Below are 24,552 nucleotides of genomic sequence, written 5' to 3'. Positions count from 1 at the left end.
CTGTCTGGTCGGCGCTAGCCGCGGGTGCTGGGCGCTGCTGCCTCGGCGCCGGCCTCGGCGACGGTGGCCTTGGCCCAGCGGTAGTCCGCCTTGCCGCTGGGCGAGCGCACGATGAACGGTGCGACCACCAGCGAGCGGGGAATCTTGTACCCGGCGATCTGGGTGCGGCAGTGCTTCTGCACGTCCTCCAGGCTGGGCTCGTCAAAGCCCTCGCGCAGCTGGACCACCGCGCCCACCCGCTCGCCGTAGAGCGGGTCGGGGGCGCCGGCGACCAGCGCATCCATCACGGCAGGGTGGCTCTTCAGCGCCTGCTCCACCTCCTCGGGGAAGACCTTCTCGCCGCCGGTGTTGATGCAGCCCGAGCCCCGGCCCAGCAGCACGATGGTGCCGTCGGCCTCCACCCGGGCCATGTCGCCCAGCACCGACATCCGCACACCGTCCACCACCGGGAAGGTGGCGGCGGTCTTGGCCGGGTCGTTGTAGTAGGCCAGCGGGACGTGGCCCCTGCGGGCGAGGTAGCCCAGCTCGCCAGAACCGGGCTCCACCGGCTGCAGCGTCTCGTCCACCACCACGGCGTTGGCGCTGGGCGCCATGCGCATGGACCCGTCCTCCCCCATGGCCAAGGTGCCGTCGGCGCCGGACTCCGAGGCGCCGAAGCTGTCCCGCAGGTAGAGGTTGGGCAGCAGCTCCGTGAGCTGGGCCTGCACCGTGCGCGACCACAGGGCGCCACCGGAGCCGATCATGAACAGCGAGCTGAGGTCGTGCTCACCGGCGTGGGCGGCGATGGCGTCGGCCAGCGGCCGGGCGATGGCGTCGCCGACCACCATCACGCAGCTGACCGACTCCGCCTCCACCAGGCGCAGCGCCTCGACCGCGTCGAACTGGCGCATCAGCACCTGCTTGCTGGCCATGAAGAACCCGCTGAACAAGGAGTACACCGCGGCGCCGTGCATCAGGGGCGCGGTCACCAGGAACGTCATCGGGGTCTCCGCCGCCGCGGCGGCCGCGGCCACCTCCGCCGCGCTGGTGTAGGAGTCGCCGTAGTGGTTGCCCCCGCCGAGCGCGGCGTGGAAGAAGTCCTCGTGGCGCCACACCACACCCTTGGGCATCCCGGTGGTGCCGCCGGTGTAGATCACGTAGTGGTCGTCGTTGCTGCGCTCGCCGAAGTCACGCTCGGCGGACTGGGCAGACACCCCCAGCTCGTAGTCCACGTGGGTCACCGCACCGAGGTCGGCGTCGGTGGCGCCCAGCGTGAGCACGTGCTTGACGGTCGGGCAGGCCGGGAGCACGGCGGCCGCGGTGGCGGCCAGGTCGCCGTCCACGATCACGCCGACCAGCTCGGCGTTGCCGTACAGGTAGCTCAGCTCGGCGTCGGTGTAGCGGAAGTTGATGTTGATCGGCACGGCCCGCGCCTTCAGGCAGCCCAGCAGCGACTCCACGAACTCCAGGCTGTTGCGCATGTGCAGACCCACGTGGTCGCCGGGCCGGATCCCCAGCTCCTGCAGCTGGTGCCCCACCTGCGTGGCCCGGGTGTCCAGCTCGGCGTAGGTCCTGCGCTGGCCGTCGCAGACCAGCGCCACCCGGTCCGGGATCGCGTCCGAAACGGCTTCGTACAGGTCAGCGAGGTTCAGCGACATGGTCGTCCTTCGTCAGCGGGCGGCGCGGTGCCTGCGGCACGGGTGCGCCAGTGTGTTCTGCGGCACTGCCATTCCCGCACCCCGGCGGGGGCCGACCAAGCGCGGCTACCGGTCAGTGAGACCAGGACCACGCCACGCCGGGCCGGGCGCTCGCCGACACGCCGGGCCAGGAGCGCGGAGCTGTCAGGGCCTGGTGGTACCAACATCAGCAGAGCTTGACCGAGGCTTGACCCCCAGATCTGCGAGGTGCGTGTGATGAGTGACCAGTGCATTGACTGCGTGAGCGAGAGCGACCACTGCCACGGCACGCTGATCGTGCACCTCAGCCACGTCCTGGAGTGCACCGAGGACGGCTGCGTGGTGCTGGACTCCGCCCGTCACGACCTGCTGCTCACCTGCGACCGGCTCGGCAGCGCCTGTGACTGCCTGCCCAGCCTGCCCGCCGACGAGCGCGAGCTGCTCAGCGCCTGAGGACGAGCGCCGCTGCCCGGGATGAAATCGTCGGGTCGCGACGTTGTCCGAGCCACGGGGTAACCAGCACCGAAAGGACGTCATGACGACCACCAACCTGACCAAGGAGACCTTTCCCACGGCGATCCAGGAGCCGGGAGTGGTCCTGGTCGACTTCTGGGCCAGCTGGTGCGGTCCGTGCCGGGCGTTCGCGCCGGTCTACGACGCCGCCGCGGAGAAGCACCCGGAGATCACCTTCGCCAAGGTGGACACCGAGGCCGAGCCCGAGCTCTCGGCGGCGCTGAAGATCATGTCGATCCCCACGCTGATGGCCTTCCGCGACGGCATCCTGGTCTACAGCCAGCCCGGCGCCCTGCCCGAGGCGTCGCTGCAGCAGCTCATCACCCAGGTGGAGGAGCTCGACATGGACAAGGTGCGGGCCGAGCTCGCCACCGCGGACAGCGCCTCCAGCTGAGCCCGCCTGCTGGCGGATCGCGCGGCACGCACTACCCGTAGCGTGCCGGCCATGCCGACAGCACCCCTCACGCGCGCCGGACTGGCGCGCCTGGTCGACCACACGCTCCTCAAGCCCGAGGCCTCGGCCGCAGCGGTTCGCGCCGCTGCGGCCGAGGCCGTTCGGCTGGGGTGCGCCTCCGTCTGCGTCAGCTCCGCCCGCCTGGTGGACGCCGCCCCGGTGGTGCGGGACACCGGCACCGCGCTGTGCACGGTGATCGGGTTCCCCGCCGGCGCGGTGCTCACCGCGGGCAAGGTCGCCGAGGCTCGTGCGGCCCTCGCGCTGGGCGCCACCGAGCTGGACATGGTCGCCGACCTCGGCCGAGTGGTCGATGGCGACCTCGTCGGTGTGCAGCACGACATCGCCGCCGTGCGCGCCGTCACGCCGGCCGACCACGTGCTCAAGGTGATCCTGGAGACCGCGGCGCTCAGCGACGAGCAGGTGGTGCTCGCGTGCCGGGCCGCCGAGCAGGCCGGCGCCGACTTCGTGAAGACCTCCACCGGGTTCCACCCCACTGGTGGCGCCACCACCGAGGCGGTGCGGCTGCTGCACCAGTCCGCGCCCGCGCTGGGGGTGAAGGCATCCGGCGGCATCCGCAGCCTGGCGGCGGCCCAGGCGATGCTCGACGCCGGTGCCACCCGGCTGGGCATGAGCGCCACCGCGGCCGTGCTGGCCGAGCTGCCCGAGTAGTCCGGGCAGTCCGGCACGCCCGCTCCCAGACCCCGTCCCGGGATGCGCTCATGGGGCGCTCGCCCCTGCCGATGGTCACCTTGTGGCATCTTTTGATTACTTACTGTGCTCAATCCTGCGCAACCCCGGCGCGCCGGCTCGCCGCCGCTCGCCGCGCCTGGTAACGCCCCGCGCACCGGGCCGCGGCGCCGGTGCGCTGTTCGTCCGCCGGTTCGCGCGCACCGCCGCCCTCGTGTCGGTGGCCGCCGCGCTGATCGCCACCTCCGGCACGCCGCCGGTGGAGGCGCCGGTCCGGCTGGCTGCCCTCAGCGCGGACGCCCAGGTCACCATCACCGGCCACGGCTACGGCCACGGGCGCGGGATGGGCCAGTACGGCTCCTACGGCTACGCCACCCGCCACGGCTGGAGCCACCAGCAGATCCTGGCGCACTACTACGGCAACACCGTGCTCAGCCAGGTCGGCAACCCGCTGATGACGGTGCGGCTGACCGGCAGCGACGGGCGCGCCATGTCGGTGTTCTCCGACCGCGGCTTCTACGCCGGTGGTACCTGGATCGCCCCTGGCGACGCGGTCACCATGGTCGCCAAGCCCAGCGGCGGCGCCACGGTGACGGCGACGGCCGGCTGCGGGGGACGCACCTACTGGGTGCGAGACACCGCGGGCACCCGAGCCGACCCGCCGGTGGAGGGGCTGAACCGCCCCACCGCCGAGAACCTCCGCCTGTGCAGCACCGGCACCCGGTACCGCGGATCGCTGGTGGCGGTCAACGACGGCGGCGTGCAGCGCACCGTCAGCTCGCTGTCCACGGAGGACTACCTGCGCGGGGTGGTGCCGTCGGAGTCCCCCGCCAGCTGGGCCGACAGCGGCGGGGCGGCGGCGCTGCGGGCGCAGGCGGTGGCCGCCCGGTCGTACTCGCTGTCGGAGTCGCGCTACCGCTACGCCAAGACCTGCGACTCCCAGTCCTGCCAGGTCTACACCGGCTCCGGCGCCGAGGACCGGCGCAGCGACGCCGCCATCCTCGCCACCGCCGGCGTGGTGCTCACCCGGGGCGGCACCGCGGTGCGCGCCGAGTTCTCCTCCTCCACCGGCGGCCACACCGCGGGTGGCCTGTTCCCCGCGGTGCCCGACGCCGGCGACGCCGTCTCGCCCTACGCCACGTGGACCACCACCGTCACCGCCGGCTCCATCGCCCGCGCCTACGGGATCGGCGAGCTGGTGAGCATGGACGTCAGCGCCCGCAACGGCCTCGGCGTCGACGGCGGCCGGGCGACGCAGGTGCGCATCGTCGGCACCCAGGGCACCGTCACCCGCACCGGCGACCAGGTGCGCATCACCCTGGGGCTGCGCTCTGACTGGTTCCGCATCGCGGCCCCTGGCACCGTCCCTGGCGCTGTCCCTGGCGCTGTCCCGGGCACCACCCCCGCCGGCTTCAGCGTGGGCGGCGCCATCGGCGAGCGCTACCAGGTCCTGGGCGGCGCCCGCAGCATCCTCGGCGCGGCCACCACCAACGAGCTGGGCACCGCCGACGGGGTCGCCCGCTACAACCACTTCCAGGGCGGCTCCATCTACTGGTCCCCCGCCACCGGCGCCCGTGAGGTCTACGGGTCCATCGGGGAGCGCTGGGCGGGGCTGCGCCGGGAGGCCGGCCCCCTGGGCCTGCCGATCACCGGCGAGCTGGGCACACCCAACGGCCGTGGCCGCTACAACCACTTCCAGTCCGGGTCGCTGTACTGGTCGCCGGCCACCGGCGCGCAGGAGGTCTACGGCGCTGTCCGGGACGTGTGGGCCGCGCAGCGCTGGGAGGCGGGCTTCCTGGGCTTTCCCACCACCGGTGAGACGGCCACCAGCAAGGGCACCGGCCGGTACAACCACTTCGAGGGCGGGTCGGTCTACTGGTCGCCGGCCACCGGGGCCCACGAGGTGCACGGCGCGATCCGGCAGGCCTGGGCCGCTGGTGGCGGGGAGACCGGCTCGCTGGGCTTTCCCACCTCCCACGAGCACGACGTGCCGGGTGGACGGGCGTCGCGCTTCCAGGGCGGCACCCTGACCTTCTCGTGGGCCACGGGGCAGGTCGTGCGCAGCTGACCCTCAGGGGGTGAGCAGGTAGGTGTACTGCGGGCAGTAGACCCTGACCGCCTCGCCGGCGAAGTACCCGGCCAGCACCGCGGAGTAGTCGTACGGCGGATCCATGAGCTCGTTGGCCTCCGCCGTCAGCCCGCTGCCCTGGGACAGCCCCTGGCACACGCCGCGAGCGCCGACCACCTGCACCGCGTCGTCGGGCGTGACGATGTCCCTTGCGCGCATCCGAGCCAGGAAGTCGGCGTCGGAGTACGAGCTGCCATAGGTGGGATAGCCGCCGTAGCCGGGGTAGCTCGGGTAGGGCACGTACTCGGTGTAGGTGGAGCCAGTCGGCACCACGTACACCGTGGTCCCCGGCGGCGGTGCTGCCCGCGGCGGTGAGGTGCCCGACGAGGAGGCAGCAGGCGGGGTCGTGGCCGACGGGGTCGTGGCAGGCGGTGGCGAGGGGGCCGTCACGGGGGACGAGCCGTCGGCTCCGCACCCCGTCGCTCCCAGCCCTGCCGTCGCGGCGAGGGCGACCACCGCACCGGCGATCCGGGTGTTCACTGGCATGGGCTCGTCCTTGCCTGTCGGGTTGCGCCCGCGCCAAGGTACGCCCGGCTGCGGCACCTCGCCGCCGACCCTCGCCCACCCGGCATCCCGGCCTGGTGCGCCCCTACCGTCTCGCCACGGTGGCGAACCCGTCGACTTCGGGCACGACCCGGAGCTCCGGGAACGACCGGATCAACGCTGCAGCGACTTCGCCGCGGCGTTGCCCTTCAACGCCGCACAGAGCAGGACGGTGAACACTGCGAGAAACACCGATGGTGCAGCGACAGCCGACACCACTGATCCGAAACCGGTCACCACACCGATCACGACCTGCACGCACAATCCCGCTCCGGCGGTCCACACCGTCCGGCGCAGAAGCGGCCGCGCAACCCGATGGCCCAGCTGCCACGCCTCGGGGCTCGACATCGTCGCCTTGGTGCGTATGCCCACCACGGGATTCGGTTCCTCACCGACAAGTCGCGGCATGAGTCCGGCAACGAGCGCGACGACGAGCGTGGAGGCCGTCAGCGAGGTCGTCAGACCCAGCAAGTCCGATGATCCCACCGTCCAGCCCCCTCTCGGCAGAGTGTTGCCACCACGAACCTTCCCCGCTCAGGTGCCGCTGGGGCACCACCTGACTGTATGCGAACCGCTTGCACGCCAGGCTGTTCGGGTGACGCGACCGCAGGCACGGAACCGGCAGCCGTCAGATCGGCCCTAGCCCCGCTCCGCCCGGCGTGCCTGCGCCTGCGCGTACGCCGCGGGCGTCTGTCCCAGCGCCGCCCGGAAGTCCCGGATCAGGTGCGCCTGGTCGGCGTAGCCCATCTCCACCGCCACCTCCGCCCACACCACCTGCCGGCCGTCGCGCACCGCCTCCGCGGCGTCGAGCAGGCGGTAGCGACGGAGCACCCACGTCGGCGGCACCCCCGCGTGGCGCAGGAACTTGCGCTGCAGGGTCCGCGGACCGACCGCAGCCCGCGTGCACAGGTCCGCCAGCCCCCGCACCGTGCGGTCGGTCTCCGCCACCCGGGCCAGCCGAGCCACCTCCCGAGCCGTGCCGGCCCGCGAGGGACGCACGGCTGCGACCAGCGCCCGGGCCAGCACCGACACTCGAGCAGCCTCATCGGCGGCGCCGGACACCTGCGCCACGAGTGCGTCGGTGTCCACGCCGATCGCCACGCCCAGTGGCACCGCGCGATCAGTCAGCGTAGCGGCGTCGGCGTCCAGGAAGGCGCCCAGGCCGCCGGGGGTGGTCAGGGCGGCCACGGTCCACCCGCGCCCGGTGAGCGTGCGGGTGGTCAGGCCGGTGGACACCCCGGCGCACTCCGCCACCACCGAGCCCGCGCTGCTGCTGCGCCCATCGGCGTGGCCCACCGAGAGGTTGGCGCCGGGGTGGGTGAGGACCTGCTGGGCGTGCACCTGTCCGGCCGGCAGGTCCCACTGCACCGCCCAGAAGCGGTCGACCAGCCCGAGCAGCTCTGGCTGCACCGGGTATCGGGTGAGCCGCACCCGCTGCCGCAGCAGCCACGGGTCGAGGATGCCGCGGCTGTCCCGCTCCACCGGCTCTGGTTCCCTCACCACGTCCGCGACCCTAGCCCGGCCGGGTGACGCTTTTGTTCAATCGGTGCTGGTCAGCGCGGTTCTACCGTGGAGGTCATGACCTCTTCCACGCAGCACACCACCGCCCTGCTGGACACCGTGCTCGATGACCTCGGCACCGTCGTCGCCACCATCGGACCCGGCCAGCTGCACAATCCCACCCCGTGCACCGAGATGGACGTGGCCCAGCTGCGCCAGCACGTGCTGGCCTGGCTGGGCAACTTCGCCGACGGCTTCGCCCACCCCGACAACCGCGCGCAGGCGGCGCCGGCCGATCCCGGTGCGAGCGTCGACCACGTGACCGCGGTGCGCGCCGCTGCCGACCAGCTGGTGGCATCGCTGCAGGCCGGCGCCGCCGAGCGGCCGCTGTACCTCGGCGACGACGCCATGCCCGGGGAGATGGCGCTGGGCATGATCCTCTGGGAGTACCTGGTGCACGGCTGGGACCTGGCGCGGGCGACCGGACAGCCGTGGTCGCCGCCGGAGGCGGCCGCGGCCCAGATCGTGGCGTTCGCCCCGAGCATGCTCAGCCCCGACTACCAGGGCGAGGGCAAGATGTTCGCCGACCCGGTACCGGTGCCGCCGAGCGCGCCGGCCATGGACCAGCTGCTCGGGCTGTCCGGCCGCGACCCGCGCTGGTCCCCGGCGTAGCCCTGCCCTACACCTTGCGCAGCGGTGGGGCGGGCACCCCGATCAGGCAGCGGCGCACCGCGTCCCACGCGGCCGCCATGGCTGCCGCCACCGCCGGCGGGTCGCTGCCGAGGACCCGCGCCCAGGCGCCGCTGTCCTGCGGCAGCACGCTCACCCCGTGCTGCACGGGGTGCTCGGCCAGCGCGGCGTGCAGCACGTCGGCGACGTCGGTGGCCGGGGCCAGCGGGCTCACCACGTAGAACGAGGCCATCAGCGTGTGCCCGGCCAGCACGCCGGGGCCGCGCACGTCCGCACGCCCGGGCTCCAGGCGCACGGTGTCCACCGCCAGCAGCTGGCCGTCGGGGCGGCGCACCTCCAGGTCGGTGGCCACCACGTCGTAGGCGTGGCACTCCCCGCGGGCCAGGCGTCCACCCACCAGCGTGTCGCTGAGCAGCACCGTGGCAGTGGGATCGACGGTGACCACAGTGCGCTGGTGCAGCCGCGCGCCGGCGAACGGGATCACCGGGTCGGGCAGGTGCTCCAGGTACCCGCCGGCACCCACGGTCAGGTTCATCTGCTGGGTGGCGAAGTCGGCGTCGGCCCGGTGCACCTTGGTGGCGGCCTGGGTGGTGAGGTGCACCGCAGTGTCCGCGCCGCACACCACGTCGGTGCGCAGCCGGTCGGCCTGCACGATGCCCCCGCCGGTGGACATCAGGTACACCACCGCCAGGTCCGGCCGGCCCGGGTCCACGTGCAGCGGGCGCATGATCTGCAGCGGAGACTTCTGGTAGTGCCGCACCAGCTCGGTGCGCGGACCCACCACCTCGAAGCCCAGCTCCAGCAGCCCCACCTTGCCCGGGCGTCCCACGCCCAGGGTCTGCGGCACGCCGGTGTGGCGCAGCACCTCCACCGGGATCTGCGGCGGTGCGTAGTGGGCGGCAGCGAAGCGGTCCACCACGAGCGGCTCGGGGGCCAGGCTCACGCGGCCACCCGTCGGTAGCCGTCCAGGAACGCCACCACCTGCTCCAGCCCCTGCCCGGTGAGGCAGTTGGTCAGCGCCACCGGCCGGTTGTCCCGCACCCGGTAGGCGTCGGACTCCATCACGTCCAGGTTCGTGCGCACGTGCTCGGCGATGTCGATCTTGTTGATCACCAGCAGGTCGGAGTCGGTGATGCCCGGGCCGCGCTTGCGGGGCATCTTCTCCCCGCCGCCGGTGTCCAGCACGAAGACGAACACGTCCACCAGGATCGGGCTGAAGGTGAGGGTCAGGTTGTCCCCGCCGGACTCGTAGAACAGCGTGTCCACCTCGGGGAAGCGCTGCAGCATCTCCGCGCCGGCGGCGAGGTTCATCGTCGGGTCGTCGCGCACGGCGGTGTGCGGGCACGCGCCGGTCTCCACGCCCACCACCTTCTCCGGGTCGAGCACGCCGGCGAGGGTGCGGCGCACGTGCTGGGCGTCCTCCTGGGTGTAGATGTCGTTGGTGATCACCGCCGGCCGGCGGCCACGAGCGGTGAGCACCGGGACGAGCGCCTCGATCAGGGCGGTCTTGCCGGTGCCCACGGGGCCGCCGATGCCGACCTTCAACACGTTGTCCATCGAGGGGTCCTTCTTCTGCTGGGTGGTGGGGGTGCGGGTGCGGGTGGGGAGCTCGAGCGCGGATCAGGTGGCGAACATGCGTGCCTCCGCCCGCTCGTGCCGGCCGGACATGACGTCGAACATCGGGGTGCACCCGCCCAGGTCGGCCAGCCCACGCTGCAGCGCGTCCGCGGTGACCTCCTCGATCACCGCCGCGGTGCGGTGCAGCACGGCCTGCGCGGCCCGGTGGTCGGTGAGCCGCAGCCGCAGCGCCGCACCCACGAAGCTGGTGGCGAAGGCGAACAGGTCCGAGGCCACCGCGTGCTCCACCGGCACCCCGGTGCCCGCGTAGGCCACGCCGGCGGCCACCGGCTGGCAGCCGGGGGTGCGGCGGGAGGTGACCAGCTCGGAGTACCGCTGCAGGATCGGTCCGCCGAAGGAGGCCAGCGCGACGTCGAGCACCTGGCCGCCGGTGCGGGTGCACGCCACCCGCAGCTCGCGGGTGAGCTTGGTGGCGTGCAGGCGCTGGTCCACCGCCACCACGGTCTCCCAGTCGCCGGTGTCGGCCGCGCGGTGGGCCAGGGCCAGCGCCGTGGCGTCGGCGGGGCCGACGGTGTGGCGCAGGGCGTCGGCCAGCAGCTCCGGCATCGCCGCGGCGTCCACCGCCCGCGCCTGGGCGAAGCCCTCCAGCCCGTGGGAGAGCGTGTAGAAGCCGCTGGGGAAGGCTGAGTCGGTCAGCTGCAGGCTCACCAGCAGGGAGCCCAGCCCCGTGCCGGTGCCGGTGTCGCTCACGTCGCTCACACCAGGTAGAAGAGCTGGCTCAGCGGCAGCGTGCGCGCCGGCTCGATGGTGGCCGGGGCGCCGTCCAGGGTCACCTGGTAGGTCTCCGGGTCCACCTCGATCACCGGGGTTCCGCTGTTGCGCACCATGTCCTGCTTGCTCACCGTGCGGCAGCCGCGCACGGCCACCACCCGGCTGGTCAGCCCCAGCCGCTCCGGCACGCCGGCGTCCAGGGCCGCCTGGGAGGTGAAGGTGATGCGGGTGTGCGCCACCGCCTTGCCCAGCGCGCCGAACATCGGTCGGTAGTACACCGGCTGCGGGGTGGGCAGCGACGCGTTGGGGTCGCCCATCTGCGACCAGCAGATCATCCCGCCCTTGATGATCAGCGCCGGCTTGGCGCCGAAGGAGTCGATCGGCCACAGCACGATGTCGGCCAGCTTGCCCGGCTCCAGCGACCCGATGTGGTCGGCGGTCCCGGTGACCAGCGCGGGGTTGATGGTCAGCTTGGCCACGTAGCGCAGCACCCGGAAGTTGTCGTTGCGCGAGGTGCCGTCGGCCGCGGTGTCCTCCGGCAGCGGACCGCGCTGGTCCTTGCAGTGGTGGGCGGTCTGGAACGCCCGCGTCCACGACTCCCCCACCCGGCCCATGGCCTGGGAGTCGGAGGAGATGATGGAGATGACCCCCTCGTCGTGCAGCACGGTCTCGGCGGCGATGGTCTCCGCCCGCACCCGGGAGTCGGCGAAGGACACGTCCTCGGGGATGTTGTGGCTGAGGTGGTGGCACACCATCACCATGTCCAGCAGCTCGTCCACCGAGTTCACCGTGTAGGGCAGCGTGGGGTTGGTGGAGGAGGGCAGCACGTGCTGCTCCCCCGCCACCCGCATGATGTCGGGCGCGTGCCCGCCACCGGCGCCCTCGGTGTGGAAGGTGTGGATGGCTCGGCCGTCGATGGCGGCCAGGGTGTCCTCGTAGAACCCGGACTCGTTCAGGGTGTCGGTGTGCAGCGCCACCTGCACGTCGTAGGCGTCGGCCACCTTCAGCGCGGTGTCGATGGTGGCCGGGGTGGCGCCCCAGTCCTCGTGCACCTTGAGCCCGCAGACGCCGGCGACGACCTGCTCCTCCAGCGCCTCCGGCAGGGAGCCGTTGCCCTTGCCCAGCAGCCCGACGTTCACCGGCAGGTCGTCCACCGCCTGCAGCATCCGGGAGATGTTCCACGGGCCCGGGGTGCAGGTGGTGCCCTTGGAGCCGTCGCTGGGCCCGGTGCCGCCGCCGATGAGGGTGGTGATGCCGTTGGACAGCGCCTCCTCCACCTGCTGCGGGGCGATGAAGTGGATGTGGCTGTCGATGCCGCCGGCGGTGGCCACGAGGTGCTCACCGGCGATGACGTCGGTGCCCGGTCCGATCAGCAGGTTCGGGTGCACCCCGTCCTGGGCCTGCGGGTTGCCGGACTTGCCGACGCCGACGATGCGCCCGTCCCGGATCCCGATGTCGCCCTTGACCACTCCGAGCACGGCGTCGAGCACCACCACGTTTGTGATCACCAGGTCCAGCGCTCCGGCGGCGGAGGTGGCGGCCGGGTCCTGCGCCATGCCGTCGCGGATGGCCTTGCCGCCGCCGTACACCGACTCGTCCCCGTGGGCACCGCGGTTGTGGTCGTGCTCCACCTCCACGACGAGGTTGGTGTCGGCCAGGTGGAAGCGGTCGCCCACGGTGGGCCCGTAGAGGTCGGTGTAGGTGCGCCGCGGCAGCGTGGTCACTGCTGCACCTCCGAAGCCTCGAGCTCGCCGTCGGCGGCACCCAGGAAGCCCAGCGCCTCGGCTCGTCGCAGCGCCGCGGCGCGGATGCCGGGCTTGTCCAGCGCACCGTCCACCAGGTTGCTGAAGCCGATCAGCCGGCTGGTGCCGCCGTAGCTGCACAGCGCCACGTCGCGGGTGTCACCAGGCTCGAAGCGCACCGCGGTGCCGGAGGCGATGTCCAGGTGCATCCCGTAGGCCGCGGCACGGTCGAAGTCGAGCTCCCGGTTGGCCTCGAAGAAGTGGTAGTGCGAACCCACCTGCACCGCGCGGTCGCCGGTGTTGCTCACCCGCACCGTGGCCGTGCGCCGACCGGCGTTGATCTCCACCGGCTCCTCGCCGTAGAGATACCTGGCACCTGCTGACATCGTCGTGAGCTCCTTGGTCGTGGGTCGCTGGGGGTGAGTCGCTGGTGGTGAGTCGCTAGTGGTGGCTGTGGGCGGGTTCAGCGCCGTGGCTGTGGGCGTACCCGTGGCCGTGCTCGGCGTGCAGGGCGGCCTCGATCCCGGTGTGGCCCAGCACCAGGTGGTCCAGCGCCGCGGTGACGCGTGCCGTCACCACCGCCTGCACCGCGGCGGTGCTCAGCAGCGGCCCGCCGTCGTGCACCGGCACTCCTGGTGGCGCGTCCGCGGTGGGCGCCGGCCCGAACGCCGCGGGCACCACGGTGACACCTCCGGCCCCCAGCACCGCGCACCGGCGCAGGCCCTCGGCCACGTCCGGGTCACCGCCGGCCAGGGCCACCTCCACCCAGGGGTGTGGTCCGTGCTGGCGGACCAGGCGGGCCACCCGGAACAGGTCAGCCTCGTCGAACGGCCCGCTGGCCGCGGCCGTCACCAGCAGCGCACCCCGGTCGCCGGGCCAGCGCGCGGCGGCCCCGGTGGCCGCGGCGCGCAACCAGCCCACCAGGTGGTCGGGGGTGCCGAACGGCTTGGTCAGCGCCAACCGTCCGGTGTCCGCGTCGTCCCCCTGCCACCGCAGGGCTCGGGCGGCCTCGGCCACCAGTGCCGGGTCCCGGCCCAGGGTCATCGGCACCACGACCACCGGCCCGCTGCCTTCGCGCAGAACGGCCCGCACCGCCGCCCCGAGCTCGCGGCCGGCCCGCACCACCACCGCGCCGGGAACCAGCCCGAGCAGGTCACGGCCGTGCGCGCTCTCGTGCCCGCCGACCAGCACGACGCTGGCCACCGCCGGGGCCGCAGCAGCCAAGCTAGGCCCCCACCGGGTCGTGGCAGGAGACCAGCTTGGTCCCGTCCACAAAGGTCGCCTCCACCTGGATGAGGGCGGCCATCTCGCGCACCCCGGGCATCACCTCGTCGTTGCTGACGACGTGCTTGCCCAGCTCCATGCACTCGGCGACGGTCTTGCCGTCCCGCGCACCCTCCACGATGGCCTCGCAGATCAACCCGACCGCCTCGCTGTAGTTCAGCTTGACGCCGCGGTCGCGGCGCTTGCGGGCCAGGTCGGCCACCAGGTGGATGTGCAGCTTGTCGATCTCCCGCGGGCTGAGGTTCATTCCTGGGACCGTACCGCTGGACTCGTCCTGCTCGACTGCTCCGGCAGCACGTGTGCGCCGGTCTTGTCCGTGCTGAGCATGAGCGAGCTGATGTACTGCTTCTCCCCGTTCGGGCCGGGCACTGCCGAGGCGATCATGTCCGGGCGCTCGAACTCGGTGCCGGAGAGGTGGCAGAGCAGCGTCTCCCCGGAGGGGTTGCCGTGCTCGTCGAACATCGGCAGGTCGATGCCGTCGTCGGTGCGGCGCAGGTAGTACTTGCCCTTGGTGGCCACCGCGAGGATCGGCGGCATGACCAGGGCGATGAGGATGGCCACGATCGGCGAGTACGGCTTGATGGTGTCGCCGAACGCTCCGAAGAAGACGGCGATGGAGATGCCTGCCGAGAGCAGCATGGAGACGAAGCCGACGGGGTTGACGTTGTAGAGCATCCCGCGCCGGAACTCCGGGACCATCGGCGAGAGCTTGAGCAGGTACTTGTTGATGGCGATGTCCGACGCCACGGTGATCACCCAGGCGATGCCGCAGTTGGCGTAGAAGCCCAGGATGGTGTTGAGGAAGTCGAACATGTTCGCCTCCATCAGCACCAGGGCGATGCCCAGGTTGAACAGCACGAACACCAGGCGCCCGGGGTAGGTCTTGGTCACCCGGGTGAAGGAGTTGGTCCACGCCAGCGACCCCGAGTAGGCGTTGGTCACGTTGATCTTGATCTGGCTGATCACCACGAGCACGACGGCCAGGGTCATCGCCAGCCAGTGCGGGACCATGTTCTCGTAGGTCTCCAGGAACTGGTGGACGGGCTGGTTGGCCGTGGCGGCGCCGTCGGCGACGTTGGCGATGAGGTAGACCGCGAGGAACAGGCCCAGGATTTGCTTGATGGCGCCGAAGATGACCCAGCCCGGTCCGGCCAGCAGCATCGCCGCCCACCACCGGCGGGAGTTCTCCGGCGTCTTGGGCGGCATGAACCGCAGGTAGTCGATCTGCTCGGCGATCTGGGCGATGAGGGAGAGGCAGACACCGGCGGCCAGCATCACGGACCCGAAGTTGACGCCCTCGTTGCTCTCCCCGCTGTAGGCCAGGAAGGTCCCCACCGAGTCGGGGTGCTGGATGACGAGGTAGCCCACCGGCACCACCATCAGGACCAGCCACAGCGGCGTGGTCCACACCTGCAGCGTGGCCAGCGTGTTCATCCCGTAGATGACGAGCGGGATGACCATAAGGGTGGACACCGCGTAGCCCAGCCACAGTGGGATCCCCAGCCCCAGCTCCAGGCCCTGGGCCATGATCGAGCCCTCGAGGGCGAAGAAGATGAAGGTGAACGTCGCGAAGATGACGTTGGTGACCACCGAGCCGTAGTAGCCGAACCCGCTGCCGCGGGTGATCAGGTCGAGGTCGATGTTGTACCGCGCCGCGTAGTAGGACAGCGGCAGCCCGCTGAGCATGATGACCACCGCGAACACCAGGATCCCCAGCAGGGCGTTGCCCGTGCCGTAGGAGATCCCGATGTTCGCACCGATCGAGAAGTCGGCCAGGTAGGCGATCCCCCCGAGGGCCGACGTGGCCACCACCCCGGTGCTCCAGCGGCGATAGCTGCGCGGGGCGAACCGGAGGGTGTAGTCCTCCAGCGTCTCGCGCATCTTGTCCGAGCCCTGCGGCAGCCCCGCTGCCGTCACCCCACCCGTTGCGACCGTGTCGCCCTTGCTCGTCGTCATGACCGCGAAACCTAGTGACGGTGTGTTGCCTGTCCGTGTCTCCTTGTTTCCGATGCGTAACGCCTGTGCCGATCGGACACATCAGTCACGGACGATTCAGGCTAGTGCTGGCGCGCGGCCTGCCACGACGGCGGATTCGTCGCCAGCGCGTCGGCCACGGCTCCGGTGACAAATGCGTAAACCGCCTTGTGCAGCACGTCCACCACCAGCTCCCGACGTGGCCACGTCCACGGTGGCGCACCCTGGCCGGTGACGTTCTCCAGGGTCTGGTCCAGCGACAGCCGGATGACGGTGAAGGCTGCCGACGCCCGCGGCCCCCGGAGCCCGCCCTCGGCCATGACGCCGCGCCAGGCACCGAGCAGGATGGCCTGGCCGGTGTGCATTCCCAGGTTCATCAGGTGCCGCTCGGAGTCGGGGCGCTGCGGGCGGCCGAGCAGCCGCTCCAGGGTGTGCGCGGGCATGTAGGAGTCGGGCCGCCCGGTGAGGCGCTGCTCCACCTTCTCCCCCAGCGTCATCACCGCCACCCCACAGGCTCCGGCGAACAGGCCCTTGGCGACCCCCAGCCCGACGCGCCGCCCCACGTCGATCGGCTCGGTGTCGTCCTGCCGGGTCCAGCGGATCTGCTTCAGCCCGGTCCGACGGTGCCAGCTGTGTGCCATGGGCGTGCATCCCTCCTGCTCAGCGGTGACCGGTCTGGCGCGACCGGCCCCGTTCGTGCGCGCCAGTTTTCTGCACCAGCGAGTCCCCCGCACGCCAGGGGGCGGGTCGACGATCATGGATCCCGATGAGCACTGCTGCGCCCGGGCACGACCCGCTGCTGGTCATGACCTTCAACCTCTGGCAGCTGCGGCTGCGCGGGTCACGCCACCGGGCCGAGCTGGCGCTGCAGGCGATCCTCGACGCGAGCCCGGACGTGGTGGTGCTGAACGAGGCGTTCAACCGACCGTCGCGCGCGCTGGTGGTGCAGCTGCGTTCGGCCGGCTACCACTGCTCTCCCTACCTCGGTGGCGTCGGTGGGCGGTGGGCCGGGGTGAGCGGCCGACGGCGCGGGGCGCGCCGGCTGGTCGGCGGCGGGGTGTTCGTGCTCAGCCGGTTGCCGCTGCAGCAGTGCCACCAGCACGTCTACCGGGCCGTGCAGCGCCGCACCACCTCCTCGGTGCTGGAGACCAAGGGGGTGGTGCTGGTGGCGCTGGGCGGGGCCGGCGCCGGAACCTGGGTGGCGGGCACGCACCTGCAGGCCGACGAGCGCGGCGACGCCCACCAGGTGCGGATGGCCCAGCTGGCCGAGCTGCGCGCGCTGGTCGCCGCCACCGTCCCGCCGGAGCACACCGTGGTGCTGGCCGGTGACCTCAACGTGGCTGCCCGCGCCACCGACGGCCGCTGGGTGCAGGCGTGCCGCGTGCTGGGCGGGCTCACCCACGGCCAGCTCCACGAGCCCACCTTCGACGCCACCCGCAACCCGCTCACCGCCGCCCAGCACCCGGGAGTGCGGGAGGTGCTCGACCACGTCGGCGTGCTGCACCGCGACGGGGCGGCGCCACGGCTGCGGGTCAGCAGCACCACCCTCGCACCTGCCGCCGGCCGCGAGGCCTCCGACCACTTCCCCGTCCTGGCCACCATCACCGCCACCGCCTCCAGCGGGTTTACCCAGCCGTAAACAGCACCGGGAGAGGACGTGTGCGCCCGTAACACGGACGTACGCGTCGCGAAACGCGTACTCCCTACCGTCACTCGAGTCGACGCCGCAGACCCCGAAACCGCCGACCGCGACACCGCCGACCGCGACACGGCTGCGCCGACGTCCTCGTTCTCTCCTCCCACGACTGTGAGCTGCCATGTCCACGATCGCCGCACACCCCTACGCCTGGCCGTACGACGGCGAGCTGTCCGTCGAGCGCACCGCCCTGGTCAACATCGACTGGCAGGTCGACTTCTGCGGCCCGGGCGGCTACGTCGACGCCATGGGCTACGACCTGTCCCTGACCCGGGCGGGGCTGCCCGCCACCCAGACGGTGCTCGCCGCTGCTCGGGCCGCCGGGATGCTCGTCATCCACACCCGAGAAGGACACCGGCCGGACCTGTCCGACCTGCCACCGAACAAGCTCTGGCGCTCCCGGCAGATGGGGGCGGGGATCGGCGACGCCGGCCCGTGCGGGCGGATCCTGGTCCGCGGCGAGGTCGGCTGGCAGATCGTCCCGGAGGTCGCCCCGGTGGACGGTGAGGTCGTCATCGACAAGCCGGGCAAGGGCTCCTTCTACGCCACCGACCTCGAGCTGGTGCTGCGCACGCGCGGCATCACGCACCTGATCCTCACCGGCATCACCACCGACGTGTGCGTGCACACCACCATGCGCGAGGCGAACGACCGCGGGTTCGAGTGCCTGCTGCTCTCCGACTGCACCGGGGCCACCGACAAGGACAACTACGAGGCCGCCCTGAACATGATCACCATGCAGGGCGGTGTCTTCGGAGCCGTCGCCACCTCCGAGCAGCTGCTGTCCGCGCTCTGAGTCCAGCCCGCTTCCCTCTCCGCCCCTGCTCCCTTCCACTCCGAAGGACACGCCATGACTAGCACCGCCACCACCCCACCCGTCGAGCACGGCCTCGAGTCGGAGTTCGAGCACGAGCCGGTACCCGCCAGCCACCGCAGGTCCCTCGGCTCGGTCTCGGCCGTCTGGTTCGGCTTCCCCATGATCATCACCAACGCCATCTTCGGCGGCACCATCGTCTACGGGCTCGGCTTCTGGCGGGGTCTCGCCGCCATGGTGCTGGGCAACGTGGTGCTGATGGCCTACGTCGGCGCCCTCAGCTACTCCGCCGGCCGGACCGGCAAGAACTTCGGGCTGCTGGCCGCGGAGACCTTCGGCAGCCGGGGCGCCACCATCACCGCCGGCTTCCTGTCCACCGTGGTGATCGGCTGGTTCGCCTTCCAGACCGGCCTCACCGGGGCCACCCTCAACGCCGCGCTCGGCTGGAACGAGACCGCGATGATCGCGCTCGCGGGGGTGCTCTACATCGGAGTCACCTTCATCGGCATCCGTGCGCTCACCATCATCGGCCTGGTGGCCGCTCCGCTGTTCGTCGTGCTCGGCGGGCTGGCGATCTGGTTCGCCACCCGCGACCACGGGCTGAGCGGCATCACCTCCTACTCCGGCGGCGCCCCGGACGCCACCGTGCTCAGCATCGGCGCGGCCGCCACCATCGTCATCGCCGCCTTCGCCGACTCCGGGACCATGACCGCCGACTTCACCCGGTGGTCGCGCACCGGCAAGGAGGCCGTGCTGGCCGCCTTCTCCGCCTTCCCCGTCGCCAACTTCATCGCGCTGGTGGTGGGCGGGATCATCGTGGCGGCCGGCGCCGCGATCGACCCTGCGGTCAACGGTGGAGACTTCCTGTCCATCCTCACCGACCACGGCCCGGTGCTCACCTCTCTCGCCGTCGTGTTCGTGTTCGTGAACCTCGGCTCGGTGTGCACCCACTGCCTCTACAACGGTGCGGTGGGCTGGGGCCAGATCAGCGGTGGCCGCATGCGGGTGCTCACCCTGGGGCTCGGCGCCGTCGGCCTGGTCGCCGCCCTCGCTGGTGTCTGGAGCCACTTCTCCGAGTGGCTCAACCTGCTCGGCATCTTCGTGCCACCGATCGGCGCCGTGCTCATCGTCGACCAGCTCGTCCTGCGCAAGGTCCGCAACCGGGCCGTGCGCACGCTGCGCGTGCAGCCGTTCGCGGCCTGGGTGATTGGTGCCGCCGGTGCCTACGCCGTGCACCTGTGGGCGCCGCAGCTCAGCGAGGCGATCGCCGGCATCCTGCTCGGCGGACTGGCCTACCTGGCCATCGAGGGGCTCAGCCGCGGCCGGAGCTCCACCATGGAGACCTCAGCACCAGCGCCGGTACCGGCCGCGTGACCATCACCCCACCGAGGAGCCTGACGTGAACCCGAACGAGCTGCACGCCCTGCCGGCGACCGAGGTCGCCCGGCTCATCCGCACCGGAGAAGTCTCCGCGGTCGACGTGACCGAGGCCGCCCTGGACCAGATCCACACCCTCGACGACCAGCTGCACGCGTTCTGCGAGCTGACCGCCGACCAGGCCCGCCAGCAGGCCCGCGCCGTGGCTGACGCAGTGACCCGCGGCGAGACCCTCGGACCGCTGGCCGGGGTCCCGATCGCGGTGAAGGACCTCATCGCCACCAAGGGCATCCCCACCCGGTGCGGCTCGCCCGCCTACCGCGACTTCGTCCCCGACGAGGACGACGTCGTGGTGGAGCGCGTCAAGGCCGCCGGTGCGGTGGTCCTGGGCAAGACGACGGTGCCGGAGCTCGGCTACAGCGGCGTCGGGCACAGCCCGGTGTCGCCCACCGCGCGCAACCCGTGGGACCCGGCGATGACACCCGGCGGGTCCAGCGCCGGCTCCGGCGTGGCGGTGGCCGCCGGCATGGCACCACTGGCGCTCGGCAGCGACGGCGGCGGGTCCATCCGCATCCCCGCTGCGCACTGCGGGGTGTACGGGTTCAAGGCGTCCATGGGCCGGGTTCCGCTGTACCCGGGCTGCCGCGACGACCGATACCCCGGCATCTCCAGCTGGGAGAGCCTCGAGCACATCGGTCCGCTCACCCGCACGGTGGACGACGCAGCCTTGTTGATGTCGGTCCTCGCCGGACCGGACCCCCGCGACCGGCACTCCATCCCGTGCGACGACGTCAGCTGGCTGACGGCACCGCGGGGCGGGATCAAGGGTCTGCGCGTCGCGTTCAGCGCCGACTGGGGCTACCTCGCCGTCGACCCCGAGGTTCGCGAGATCGCCGCGCGCGCCGCACGGGTGTTCGCCGACGACCTGGGGTGCGAGGTGGTCGAGGCCGACCCCGGCTGGGAGGACCCCTTTGAGGCGTTCTGGTCGCTGGTGGTGGCCGACACCGACCTCAGCGGCATGCGGGAGCTGGTGCGCCGACACGGCCACGAGATGTCGCCGCACCTGGTGGAGCTGCTGGGCAAGCCGTGGACCGCAGAGCAGCTCACCGACGCCGACGCCGCCCGCAAACGACTGGTGAACCACATGTGGCGCTTCATGGCGGACTACGACCTGCTGCTCACCCCCACCCTCACCGTGCCGGCGTTCCCGGTGCACGTGCAGGGCCCGGAGGTGGTGGCCGGGCGAATGGTCCCGCCCACCGCCTGGCTCGGCTTCACCTCACCGATCAACATGACCGGCCAGCCGGCGGCGAGCGTGCCGGCGGGCTTCACCGCCGCCGGGCTCCCGGTCGGGCTGCAGATCGTGGGGCGCCACCTGGCCGACGCCAGCGTCCTGCGGGCCTCCGCCGCGTTCGAGGCCGCTGCCCCCTGGGCGCAGCGGTGGCCGACGCTGGCCCGCACGCCCGAGGGAGTGGCCGCATGACCGGCCTCGGTGGGCTCAACCCCTCACCCGGGGCGCTGGTGCTCGGCCTGGTGCAGCAGCAGGTCCCCGTGGTGGACGAGCCGGCTGACCTGCTGCGCACCGCGGAGAAGATCGCCGCGACGGTGCGCTCCGCCAAGGCCGGCCTGCCCACGCTGGACCTGCTGGTCTTCCCGGAGTACAGCCTCAACGGGCTCAACCCACAGTCGTGGGCTCGTGAGGAGATGCTCTGCGAGCTCGACGGCCCCGAGGTGCAGCTGTTCCGCGCCGCCTGCGCGGAGAGCTCGGTCTGGGGCTGCTTCTCGCTGATGGAGCGCAATCCCGACGGTGCGCCCTACAACAGCGGCATCATCGTCAACGCCGACGGCGAGATCGCGCTCTACTACCGCAAGATGCACCCCATGGTGCCGCTGGAGCCGTGGGAGCCGGGCAACCTCGGCATACCCGTCTGCGAGGGACCCGCCGGCTCCACGCTCGCGCTGATCATCTGCCACGACGGGATGCTTCCGGAGATGGCCAGGGAGGCGGCCTACAAGGGCGCCAACGTCATCCTGCGCACGGCGGGCTACACCGACCCGGTGCGCCACCAGTGGCGCATCACCAACCAGGTCAACGCCTTCACCAACGTGGCGTACACGGCGTCGGTCGCGCTGGCCGGCGCCGACGCCACCGGGATCTGGTCCATCGGTGAGGCCATGGTCTGCGACGTCGACGGCGTGGTGCTCGAGCAGGGCGACAACACCCCCGACCGCATCGTCACCGGTGAGGTCGTCCCCGCCCGCGCCGACGCCGCTCGCCGCGGGTGGGGAGTGGAGAACAACATCTACCAGCTGGGCCACCGCGGGTACGTCGCCGTGCGCGGCGGTGCGACCGACTGTCCGTACACCTACATGACCGACCTGGCGGCACAGCAGTACCGCGTCCCGTGGGAGGACCAGGTCGAGGTGACCGACGGCACTGGCGCCGGGCACGGACCGCCGCGGGAGAAGGGCACCACCACGGCTACCCAGTCGGCCTCTGCTCCCCGGCAGACCACCGGCTAGCCGGCACAGATCCGCATCGGCCCTCCACCGTGGACCAGCTCCGTTGGTGCACAGTGGAGGGTTCGAGCGAGCCCTTCCCCTTGCGCAGCACCGGACGATGGCCGGCGACAGCGTGGTGCCCCCGTCCCCGCGACGGGGGCACCACGCTGTCTCCATCCAGCGCTGCCCGCCCGCCGCTGGTACACAGGAGGCAGGCCGGCGGCCACGGTTCGCACCGCGTGGTTCCCGAGCCCACGTCGCGGTCGAGCAGGCTGCCGCGCACGTGCCAGATGACGCCCGGTCCAGCGGCCCCGCCCCCGGGGGCACCCCGGCTCCGAGCGCCAGTGAACAGCTCCCGCAGAGCACTCACTGAAGGGCGAACTCCCATGGCCACCGGTGAAACCGGCTTCGACGACGTGTCGTTCGACCTGATCTCCCTCCAGTACCACTCGCTCAAGGCCGGGCACGACTACGGCCAGTACGTCCGCGATGCCCGAAACGCCGGGCGCGAGGACATCGCGTCCTTCTTCGAGGAAGTGATGTCGCAGGACTCCGCGCGGGCCGCGCGCTGCCACGACTTCCTCCGCGAGCTCAGCGGCAGCTCTCCGTCCGGCCCCGCGGTCAGCTGAGCTCCGGGCACCTTTCCCACTGTCTCCGGGTTCAGCACCGAGCCCGTCCAGCGCCGTTCGCGACGCAGCAGGGACAGGTTCTCGTCACCAGGCACCACCTTTCGGAGGTAGCAGATGTTTCTCCACACCAAGGGACTGCAGTTCGAGTGCAAGCCCGAGCAGGCCGACGCCCTCTACGCCATGAAGTTCCAGGAGATCCTGGGCGGACAGTTCGGTGAGATGACCGTGATGATGCAGTACCTGTGGCAGGGCTTCACCTGTCGGATGCCCGGCAAGTACAAGGACATGATCATGGACATCGCGACCGAGGAGATCGGGCACGTCGAGATGCTCACGACGATGCTGGCCCGCCTCCTCGAGGGTGCGCCCGCGGAGGTCGTGGAGAAGTCCGTCGCCGCCAACCCCGTGCTCGCCGCCGTCATCGGCGGCATGAACCCCCAGCACGCCATCGTCAGCGGTGGCAACGCCCTGCCCCGGGACAGCCAGGGCGTGCCGTGGAACGCCGGCTACATCGTCGCCAGCGGCAACCTGCTGGCCGACTTCCGCTCCAACGTGGCCGCCGAGGCGCAGAGCCGGGTGATGACCAGCCGCCTCTACAACATGACCGACGACCACGGGGTGAAGCAGACCCTGGCCTTCAACCTGGCTCGGGACACCTTCCACCAGCAGCAGTGGCTGCGCGGCATCGAGCAGCTCGTCGCCGATGGCCTGCTGGAGAGCGAGATCGAGACCAGCAACGCCGAGTTCGAGAACGAGGAGGCCGGCCGCACCTACTACGGCTTCGACCCCGACAGCCAGGCCCACGAGGGCATGTGGGCCAACGGTCGCACGATGCTCGGTGATGCCGACGTCAACTACGTGGTCAACCCTGCCCCGAGCGCGGACGACGGCATGCTGCCGCCGCCGGACCCCAAGCTGTTCGTCACCTACGACGGCAACGCAGGCACGCCCAAGACCGGCGACGCCGCCGGCGCGCACCTGCAGGGGGCGCAGAACGTGGTGAGCAAGGTGAAGGACAAGCTCACGCCCGACGAGTAGCCGGCGCTCCGGCACCTGAGCAGCCCTGCCCGGCACCGGGTCGGGTCGTCCGCTTCCCCGCGTGGCGACCGGCCCGGAGCCGGGCAGGGTCCCACCCAGCACCGAAGGACACGATGAACCAGCCAGCTCAGCAGCAGCAGCCCCCGGGCACCGAGCAGGACCTCACCCCCAGGGCCGATCACGGTGAGCAGAGCTACCGCGGCTCGGGGCGACTGGAGGGCAAGGCCGCCGTCATCACCGGAGCGGACAGCGGGATCGGCAAGGCCGTGGCGATCGCCTACGCCCGGGAGGGCGCCGACGTGGTGATCTCCTACCTCGACGAGCACGAGGACGCCGAGGACACCCGCAAGTGGGTGGAGGAGGCCGGGCGCCGGGCGATCCTGGTGCCGGGCGACCTCGCCGAGCCCGCGCACTGTCGCGCAGTGGTGTCCCGCGCGGTCGAGGAGCTCGGCCGGGTGGACGTGCTGGTGAGCAACGCCGCCTTCCAGATGACCCACGAGTCCGTCGGGGAGATCCCCGACGAGGAGTGGGACCACACCATCGCGACCAACCTCAGCGCGATGTTCCACCTGGTCAAGGCGTCGGTGCCGCACATGCAGCCCGGTTCTTCCATCATCGGGACAACGTCGGTCAACTCCGACAACCCGGTGCCCACCCTGATGCCCTACGACGTGACCAAGGCCGGCATCGCCAACATGATCGCCGCGCTCGCCCAGCTGCTGGCCAGCAAGGGTATCCGGGCCAACAGCGTCGCTCCCGGCCCCATCTGGACGCCGCTGATCCCCTCCACCATGCCGCCGGAGCAGGTGGAGGAGTTCGGCAACCAGGTTCCGCTCAACCGCCCCGGCCAGCCCGCCGAGGTGGCCCCGGTGTACGTGATGCTCGCCTCCGACGAGGCCAGCTACGTCTCCGGCGCCCGGGTCGCCGTGACTGGCGGACAACCCATCCTGTGACCGCAGACCCGGCCGCACCACCGA

26 protein-coding genes are annotated in these 24,552 nt (G+C 71.8%); 13 read left to right on the top strand and 13 right to left on the bottom strand.

Translation table 11 applies throughout. The annotated features are described in order from the left end of the window. Positions 1-14 precede the first annotated feature (14 nt). Entirely contained in the window at positions 15-1,637 is a 1,623-nt protein-coding gene (locus tag AC3YNX_RS09345; RefSeq protein ID WP_489995290.1) for an acyl-CoA synthetase, read from the bottom strand. 279 nt (positions 1,638-1,916) lie between these two features. Here AC3YNX_RS09345 and AC3YNX_RS09340 point away from each other — a divergent pair, with 279 nt between their 5' ends. The 4 genes from AC3YNX_RS09340 (at position 1,917) to AC3YNX_RS09325 (ending at position 5,377) form a co-directional block, all read left to right on the top strand. Continuing rightward, positions 1,917-2,108, top strand: coding sequence for a hypothetical protein (locus tag AC3YNX_RS09340; protein ID WP_164860528.1), 192 nt, complete (start codon positions 1,917-1,919; stop codon positions 2,106-2,108). Between the two features lie 82 nt (positions 2,109-2,190). Beyond that, positions 2,191-2,562, top strand: a complete 372-nt coding sequence (gene trxA / locus AC3YNX_RS09335) for a thioredoxin (protein ID WP_127782330.1) — start codon at positions 2,191-2,193, stop codon at positions 2,560-2,562. 51 nt (positions 2,563-2,613) lie between these two features. After that, positions 2,614-3,291, top strand: coding sequence for a deoxyribose-phosphate aldolase (deoC, locus tag AC3YNX_RS09330; RefSeq protein ID WP_489983839.1), 678 nt, complete (start codon positions 2,614-2,616; stop codon positions 3,289-3,291). A gap of 82 nt (positions 3,292-3,373) precedes the next feature. Continuing rightward, positions 3,374-5,377 (top strand): SpoIID/LytB domain-containing protein, encoded by a 2,004-nt coding sequence (locus AC3YNX_RS09325; protein ID WP_489995289.1) that lies wholly within the window; start codon positions 3,374-3,376, stop codon positions 5,375-5,377. Positions 5,378-5,380: 3 nt separating this feature from the next. On the opposite strand, the gene AC3YNX_RS09320 is transcribed toward AC3YNX_RS09325, so the two are convergent. The 3 genes from AC3YNX_RS09320 to AC3YNX_RS09310 all read right to left on the bottom strand — a co-directional run bounded on the left by AC3YNX_RS09320 (position 5,381) and on the right by AC3YNX_RS09310 (position 7,483). Beyond that, complete coding sequence (locus tag AC3YNX_RS09320; protein WP_489983837.1) at positions 5,381-5,707, bottom strand: DUF732 domain-containing protein; 327 nt, start codon at positions 5,705-5,707, stop codon at positions 5,381-5,383. A 387-nt stretch (positions 5,708-6,094) separates the two neighbouring features. Then, positions 6,095-6,466 carry an SdpI family protein gene (locus tag AC3YNX_RS09315; protein ID WP_489995288.1) on the bottom strand — a complete coding sequence of 124 codons (372 nt, stop codon included), beginning with the start codon at positions 6,464-6,466 and terminating at the stop codon, positions 6,095-6,097. A gap of 153 nt (positions 6,467-6,619) precedes the next feature. Next, the gene (locus tag AC3YNX_RS09310) at positions 6,620-7,483 is read right to left on the bottom strand and encodes a helix-turn-helix domain-containing protein (protein WP_489995287.1); all 864 of its coding nucleotides are present in this window, start codon (positions 7,481-7,483) and stop codon (positions 6,620-6,622) included. A 75-nt stretch (positions 7,484-7,558) separates the two neighbouring features. Here AC3YNX_RS09310 and AC3YNX_RS09305 point away from each other — a divergent pair, with 75 nt between their 5' ends. After that, entirely contained in the window at positions 7,559-8,152 is a 594-nt protein-coding gene (locus AC3YNX_RS09305; protein ID WP_489995286.1) for a TIGR03086 family metal-binding protein, read from the top strand. A gap of 7 nt (positions 8,153-8,159) precedes the next feature. On the opposite strand, the gene AC3YNX_RS09300 is transcribed toward AC3YNX_RS09305, so the two are convergent. The 9 genes from AC3YNX_RS09300 to AC3YNX_RS09260 form a co-directional block, all read right to left on the bottom strand. Next, positions 8,160-9,113, bottom strand: coding sequence for an urease accessory protein UreD (locus AC3YNX_RS09300; RefSeq protein WP_489995285.1), 954 nt, complete (start codon positions 9,111-9,113; stop codon positions 8,160-8,162). Next, entirely contained in the window at positions 9,110-9,727 is a 618-nt protein-coding gene (gene ureG, locus AC3YNX_RS09295; protein ID WP_127782323.1) for an urease accessory protein UreG, read from the bottom strand. The genes AC3YNX_RS09300 and ureG overlap by 4 nt, the downstream gene beginning before the upstream one ends. Before the next feature lie 63 nt (positions 9,728-9,790). Continuing rightward, positions 9,791-10,507, bottom strand: a complete 717-nt coding sequence (locus AC3YNX_RS09290) for an urease accessory UreF family protein (RefSeq protein WP_127782322.1) — start codon at positions 10,505-10,507, stop codon at positions 9,791-9,793. Next, positions 10,504-12,243: an urease subunit alpha gene (gene ureC, locus AC3YNX_RS09285; protein ID WP_489995284.1), complete on the bottom strand. Its 1,740-nt coding sequence runs from the start codon at positions 12,241-12,243 to the stop codon at positions 10,504-10,506. The genes AC3YNX_RS09290 and ureC overlap by 4 nt, the downstream gene beginning before the upstream one ends. Next, positions 12,240-12,647 (bottom strand): urease subunit beta, encoded by a 408-nt coding sequence (locus AC3YNX_RS09280; protein ID WP_489995283.1) that lies wholly within the window; start codon positions 12,645-12,647, stop codon positions 12,240-12,242. The genes ureC and AC3YNX_RS09280 overlap by 4 nt, the downstream gene beginning before the upstream one ends. 55 nt (positions 12,648-12,702) lie before the next feature. Continuing rightward, a complete protein-coding gene (locus tag AC3YNX_RS09275; RefSeq protein WP_489995282.1) occupies positions 12,703-13,485 on the bottom strand; it encodes a sirohydrochlorin chelatase in 783 nt (260 codons plus the stop codon). Position 13,486: 1 nt separating this feature from the next. Beyond that, positions 13,487-13,792: an urease subunit gamma gene (locus tag AC3YNX_RS09270; protein ID WP_127782318.1), complete on the bottom strand. Its 306-nt coding sequence runs from the start codon at positions 13,790-13,792 to the stop codon at positions 13,487-13,489. Then, entirely contained in the window at positions 13,789-15,501 is a 1,713-nt protein-coding gene (locus tag AC3YNX_RS09265; protein WP_489983830.1) for a purine-cytosine permease family protein, read from the bottom strand. Before AC3YNX_RS09265 ends, AC3YNX_RS09270 begins: the two co-directional genes overlap by 4 nt. 101 nt (positions 15,502-15,602) lie before the next feature. Next, entirely contained in the window at positions 15,603-16,160 is a 558-nt protein-coding gene (locus tag AC3YNX_RS09260; protein WP_489995281.1) for a hypothetical protein, read from the bottom strand. Between the two features lie 125 nt (positions 16,161-16,285). Between AC3YNX_RS09260 and AC3YNX_RS09255 the strand changes: the two genes are divergently transcribed. The 8 genes from AC3YNX_RS09255 (at position 16,286) to AC3YNX_RS09220 (ending at position 24,528) form a co-directional block, all read left to right on the top strand. Continuing rightward, positions 16,286-17,158: an endonuclease/exonuclease/phosphatase family protein gene (locus tag AC3YNX_RS09255; protein WP_489995280.1), complete on the top strand. Its 873-nt coding sequence runs from the start codon at positions 16,286-16,288 to the stop codon at positions 17,156-17,158. A 178-nt stretch (positions 17,159-17,336) separates the two neighbouring features. Beyond that, a complete protein-coding gene (gene biuH, locus AC3YNX_RS09250) occupies positions 17,337-18,011 on the top strand; it encodes a biuret amidohydrolase (protein ID WP_127782316.1) in 675 nt (224 codons plus the stop codon). 54 nt (positions 18,012-18,065) lie between these two features. Then, a complete protein-coding gene (locus tag AC3YNX_RS09245) occupies positions 18,066-19,403 on the top strand; it encodes a cytosine permease (RefSeq protein WP_489995279.1) in 1,338 nt (445 codons plus the stop codon). Between the two features lie 25 nt (positions 19,404-19,428). Then, on the top strand, positions 19,429-20,889 hold the full coding sequence (locus AC3YNX_RS09240; RefSeq protein WP_489995278.1) for an amidase: 1,461 nt from the start codon (positions 19,429-19,431) through the stop codon (positions 20,887-20,889). Further along, entirely contained in the window at positions 20,886-21,929 is a 1,044-nt protein-coding gene (locus tag AC3YNX_RS09235) for a formamidase (protein ID WP_489995277.1), read from the top strand. Before AC3YNX_RS09240 ends, AC3YNX_RS09235 begins: the two co-directional genes overlap by 4 nt. A gap of 365 nt (positions 21,930-22,294) precedes the next feature. Further along, positions 22,295-22,537 (top strand): acyl carrier protein, encoded by a 243-nt coding sequence (locus tag AC3YNX_RS09230; RefSeq protein WP_489983824.1) that lies wholly within the window; start codon positions 22,295-22,297, stop codon positions 22,535-22,537. Between the two features lie 114 nt (positions 22,538-22,651). After that, on the top strand, positions 22,652-23,575 hold the full coding sequence (locus AC3YNX_RS09225) for a manganese catalase (protein WP_489995276.1): 924 nt from the start codon (positions 22,652-22,654) through the stop codon (positions 23,573-23,575). A gap of 113 nt (positions 23,576-23,688) precedes the next feature. Further along, entirely contained in the window at positions 23,689-24,528 is an 840-nt protein-coding gene (locus AC3YNX_RS09220; protein WP_489995275.1) for an SDR family oxidoreductase, read from the top strand. The last annotated feature ends 24 nt before the right edge of the window (positions 24,529-24,552 follow it).

It is taken from the genome of Rhodococcus sp. Z13_19A, from assembly GCF_058133575.1.
The sequence above is the reverse complement of the archived record's forward strand: the minus strand, read 5'-3'. Positions and strand labels throughout refer to the sequence as shown.

Coding starts and splice junctions, on each gene's coding strand:
- AC3YNX_RS09345 (WP_489995290.1), bottom strand. CDS start 1,637: ATGTCGCTGAACCTCGCTGACCTGTACGAAGCCGTTTCGGACGCGATC.
- trxA (WP_127782330.1), top strand. CDS start 2,191: ATGACGACCACCAACCTGACCAAGGAGACCTTTCCCACGGCGATCCAG.
- deoC (WP_489983839.1), top strand. CDS start 2,614: ATGCCGACAGCACCCCTCACGCGCGCCGGACTGGCGCGCCTGGTCGAC.
- AC3YNX_RS09305 (WP_489995286.1), top strand. CDS start 7,559: ATGACCTCTTCCACGCAGCACACCACCGCCCTGCTGGACACCGTGCTC.
- ureG (WP_127782323.1), bottom strand. CDS start 9,727: ATGGACAACGTGTTGAAGGTCGGCATCGGCGGCCCCGTGGGCACCGGC.
- AC3YNX_RS09280 (WP_489995283.1), bottom strand. CDS start 12,647: ATGTCAGCAGGTGCCAGGTATCTCTACGGCGAGGAGCCGGTGGAGATC.
- AC3YNX_RS09270 (WP_127782318.1), bottom strand. CDS start 13,792: ATGAACCTCAGCCCGCGGGAGATCGACAAGCTGCACATCCACCTGGTG.
- AC3YNX_RS09265 (WP_489983830.1), bottom strand. CDS start 15,501: ATGACGACGAGCAAGGGCGACACGGTCGCAACGGGTGGGGTGACGGCA.
- AC3YNX_RS09260 (WP_489995281.1), bottom strand. CDS start 16,160: ATGGCACACAGCTGGCACCGTCGGACCGGGCTGAAGCAGATCCGCTGG.
- AC3YNX_RS09255 (WP_489995280.1), top strand. CDS start 16,286: ATGAGCACTGCTGCGCCCGGGCACGACCCGCTGCTGGTCATGACCTTC.
- biuH (WP_127782316.1), top strand. CDS start 17,337: ATGTCCACGATCGCCGCACACCCCTACGCCTGGCCGTACGACGGCGAG.
- AC3YNX_RS09245 (WP_489995279.1), top strand. CDS start 18,066: ATGACTAGCACCGCCACCACCCCACCCGTCGAGCACGGCCTCGAGTCG.
- AC3YNX_RS09235 (WP_489995277.1), top strand. CDS start 20,886: ATGACCGGCCTCGGTGGGCTCAACCCCTCACCCGGGGCGCTGGTGCTC.
- AC3YNX_RS09230 (WP_489983824.1), top strand. CDS start 22,295: ATGGCCACCGGTGAAACCGGCTTCGACGACGTGTCGTTCGACCTGATC.
- AC3YNX_RS09225 (WP_489995276.1), top strand. CDS start 22,652: ATGTTTCTCCACACCAAGGGACTGCAGTTCGAGTGCAAGCCCGAGCAG.
- AC3YNX_RS09220 (WP_489995275.1), top strand. CDS start 23,689: ATGAACCAGCCAGCTCAGCAGCAGCAGCCCCCGGGCACCGAGCAGGAC.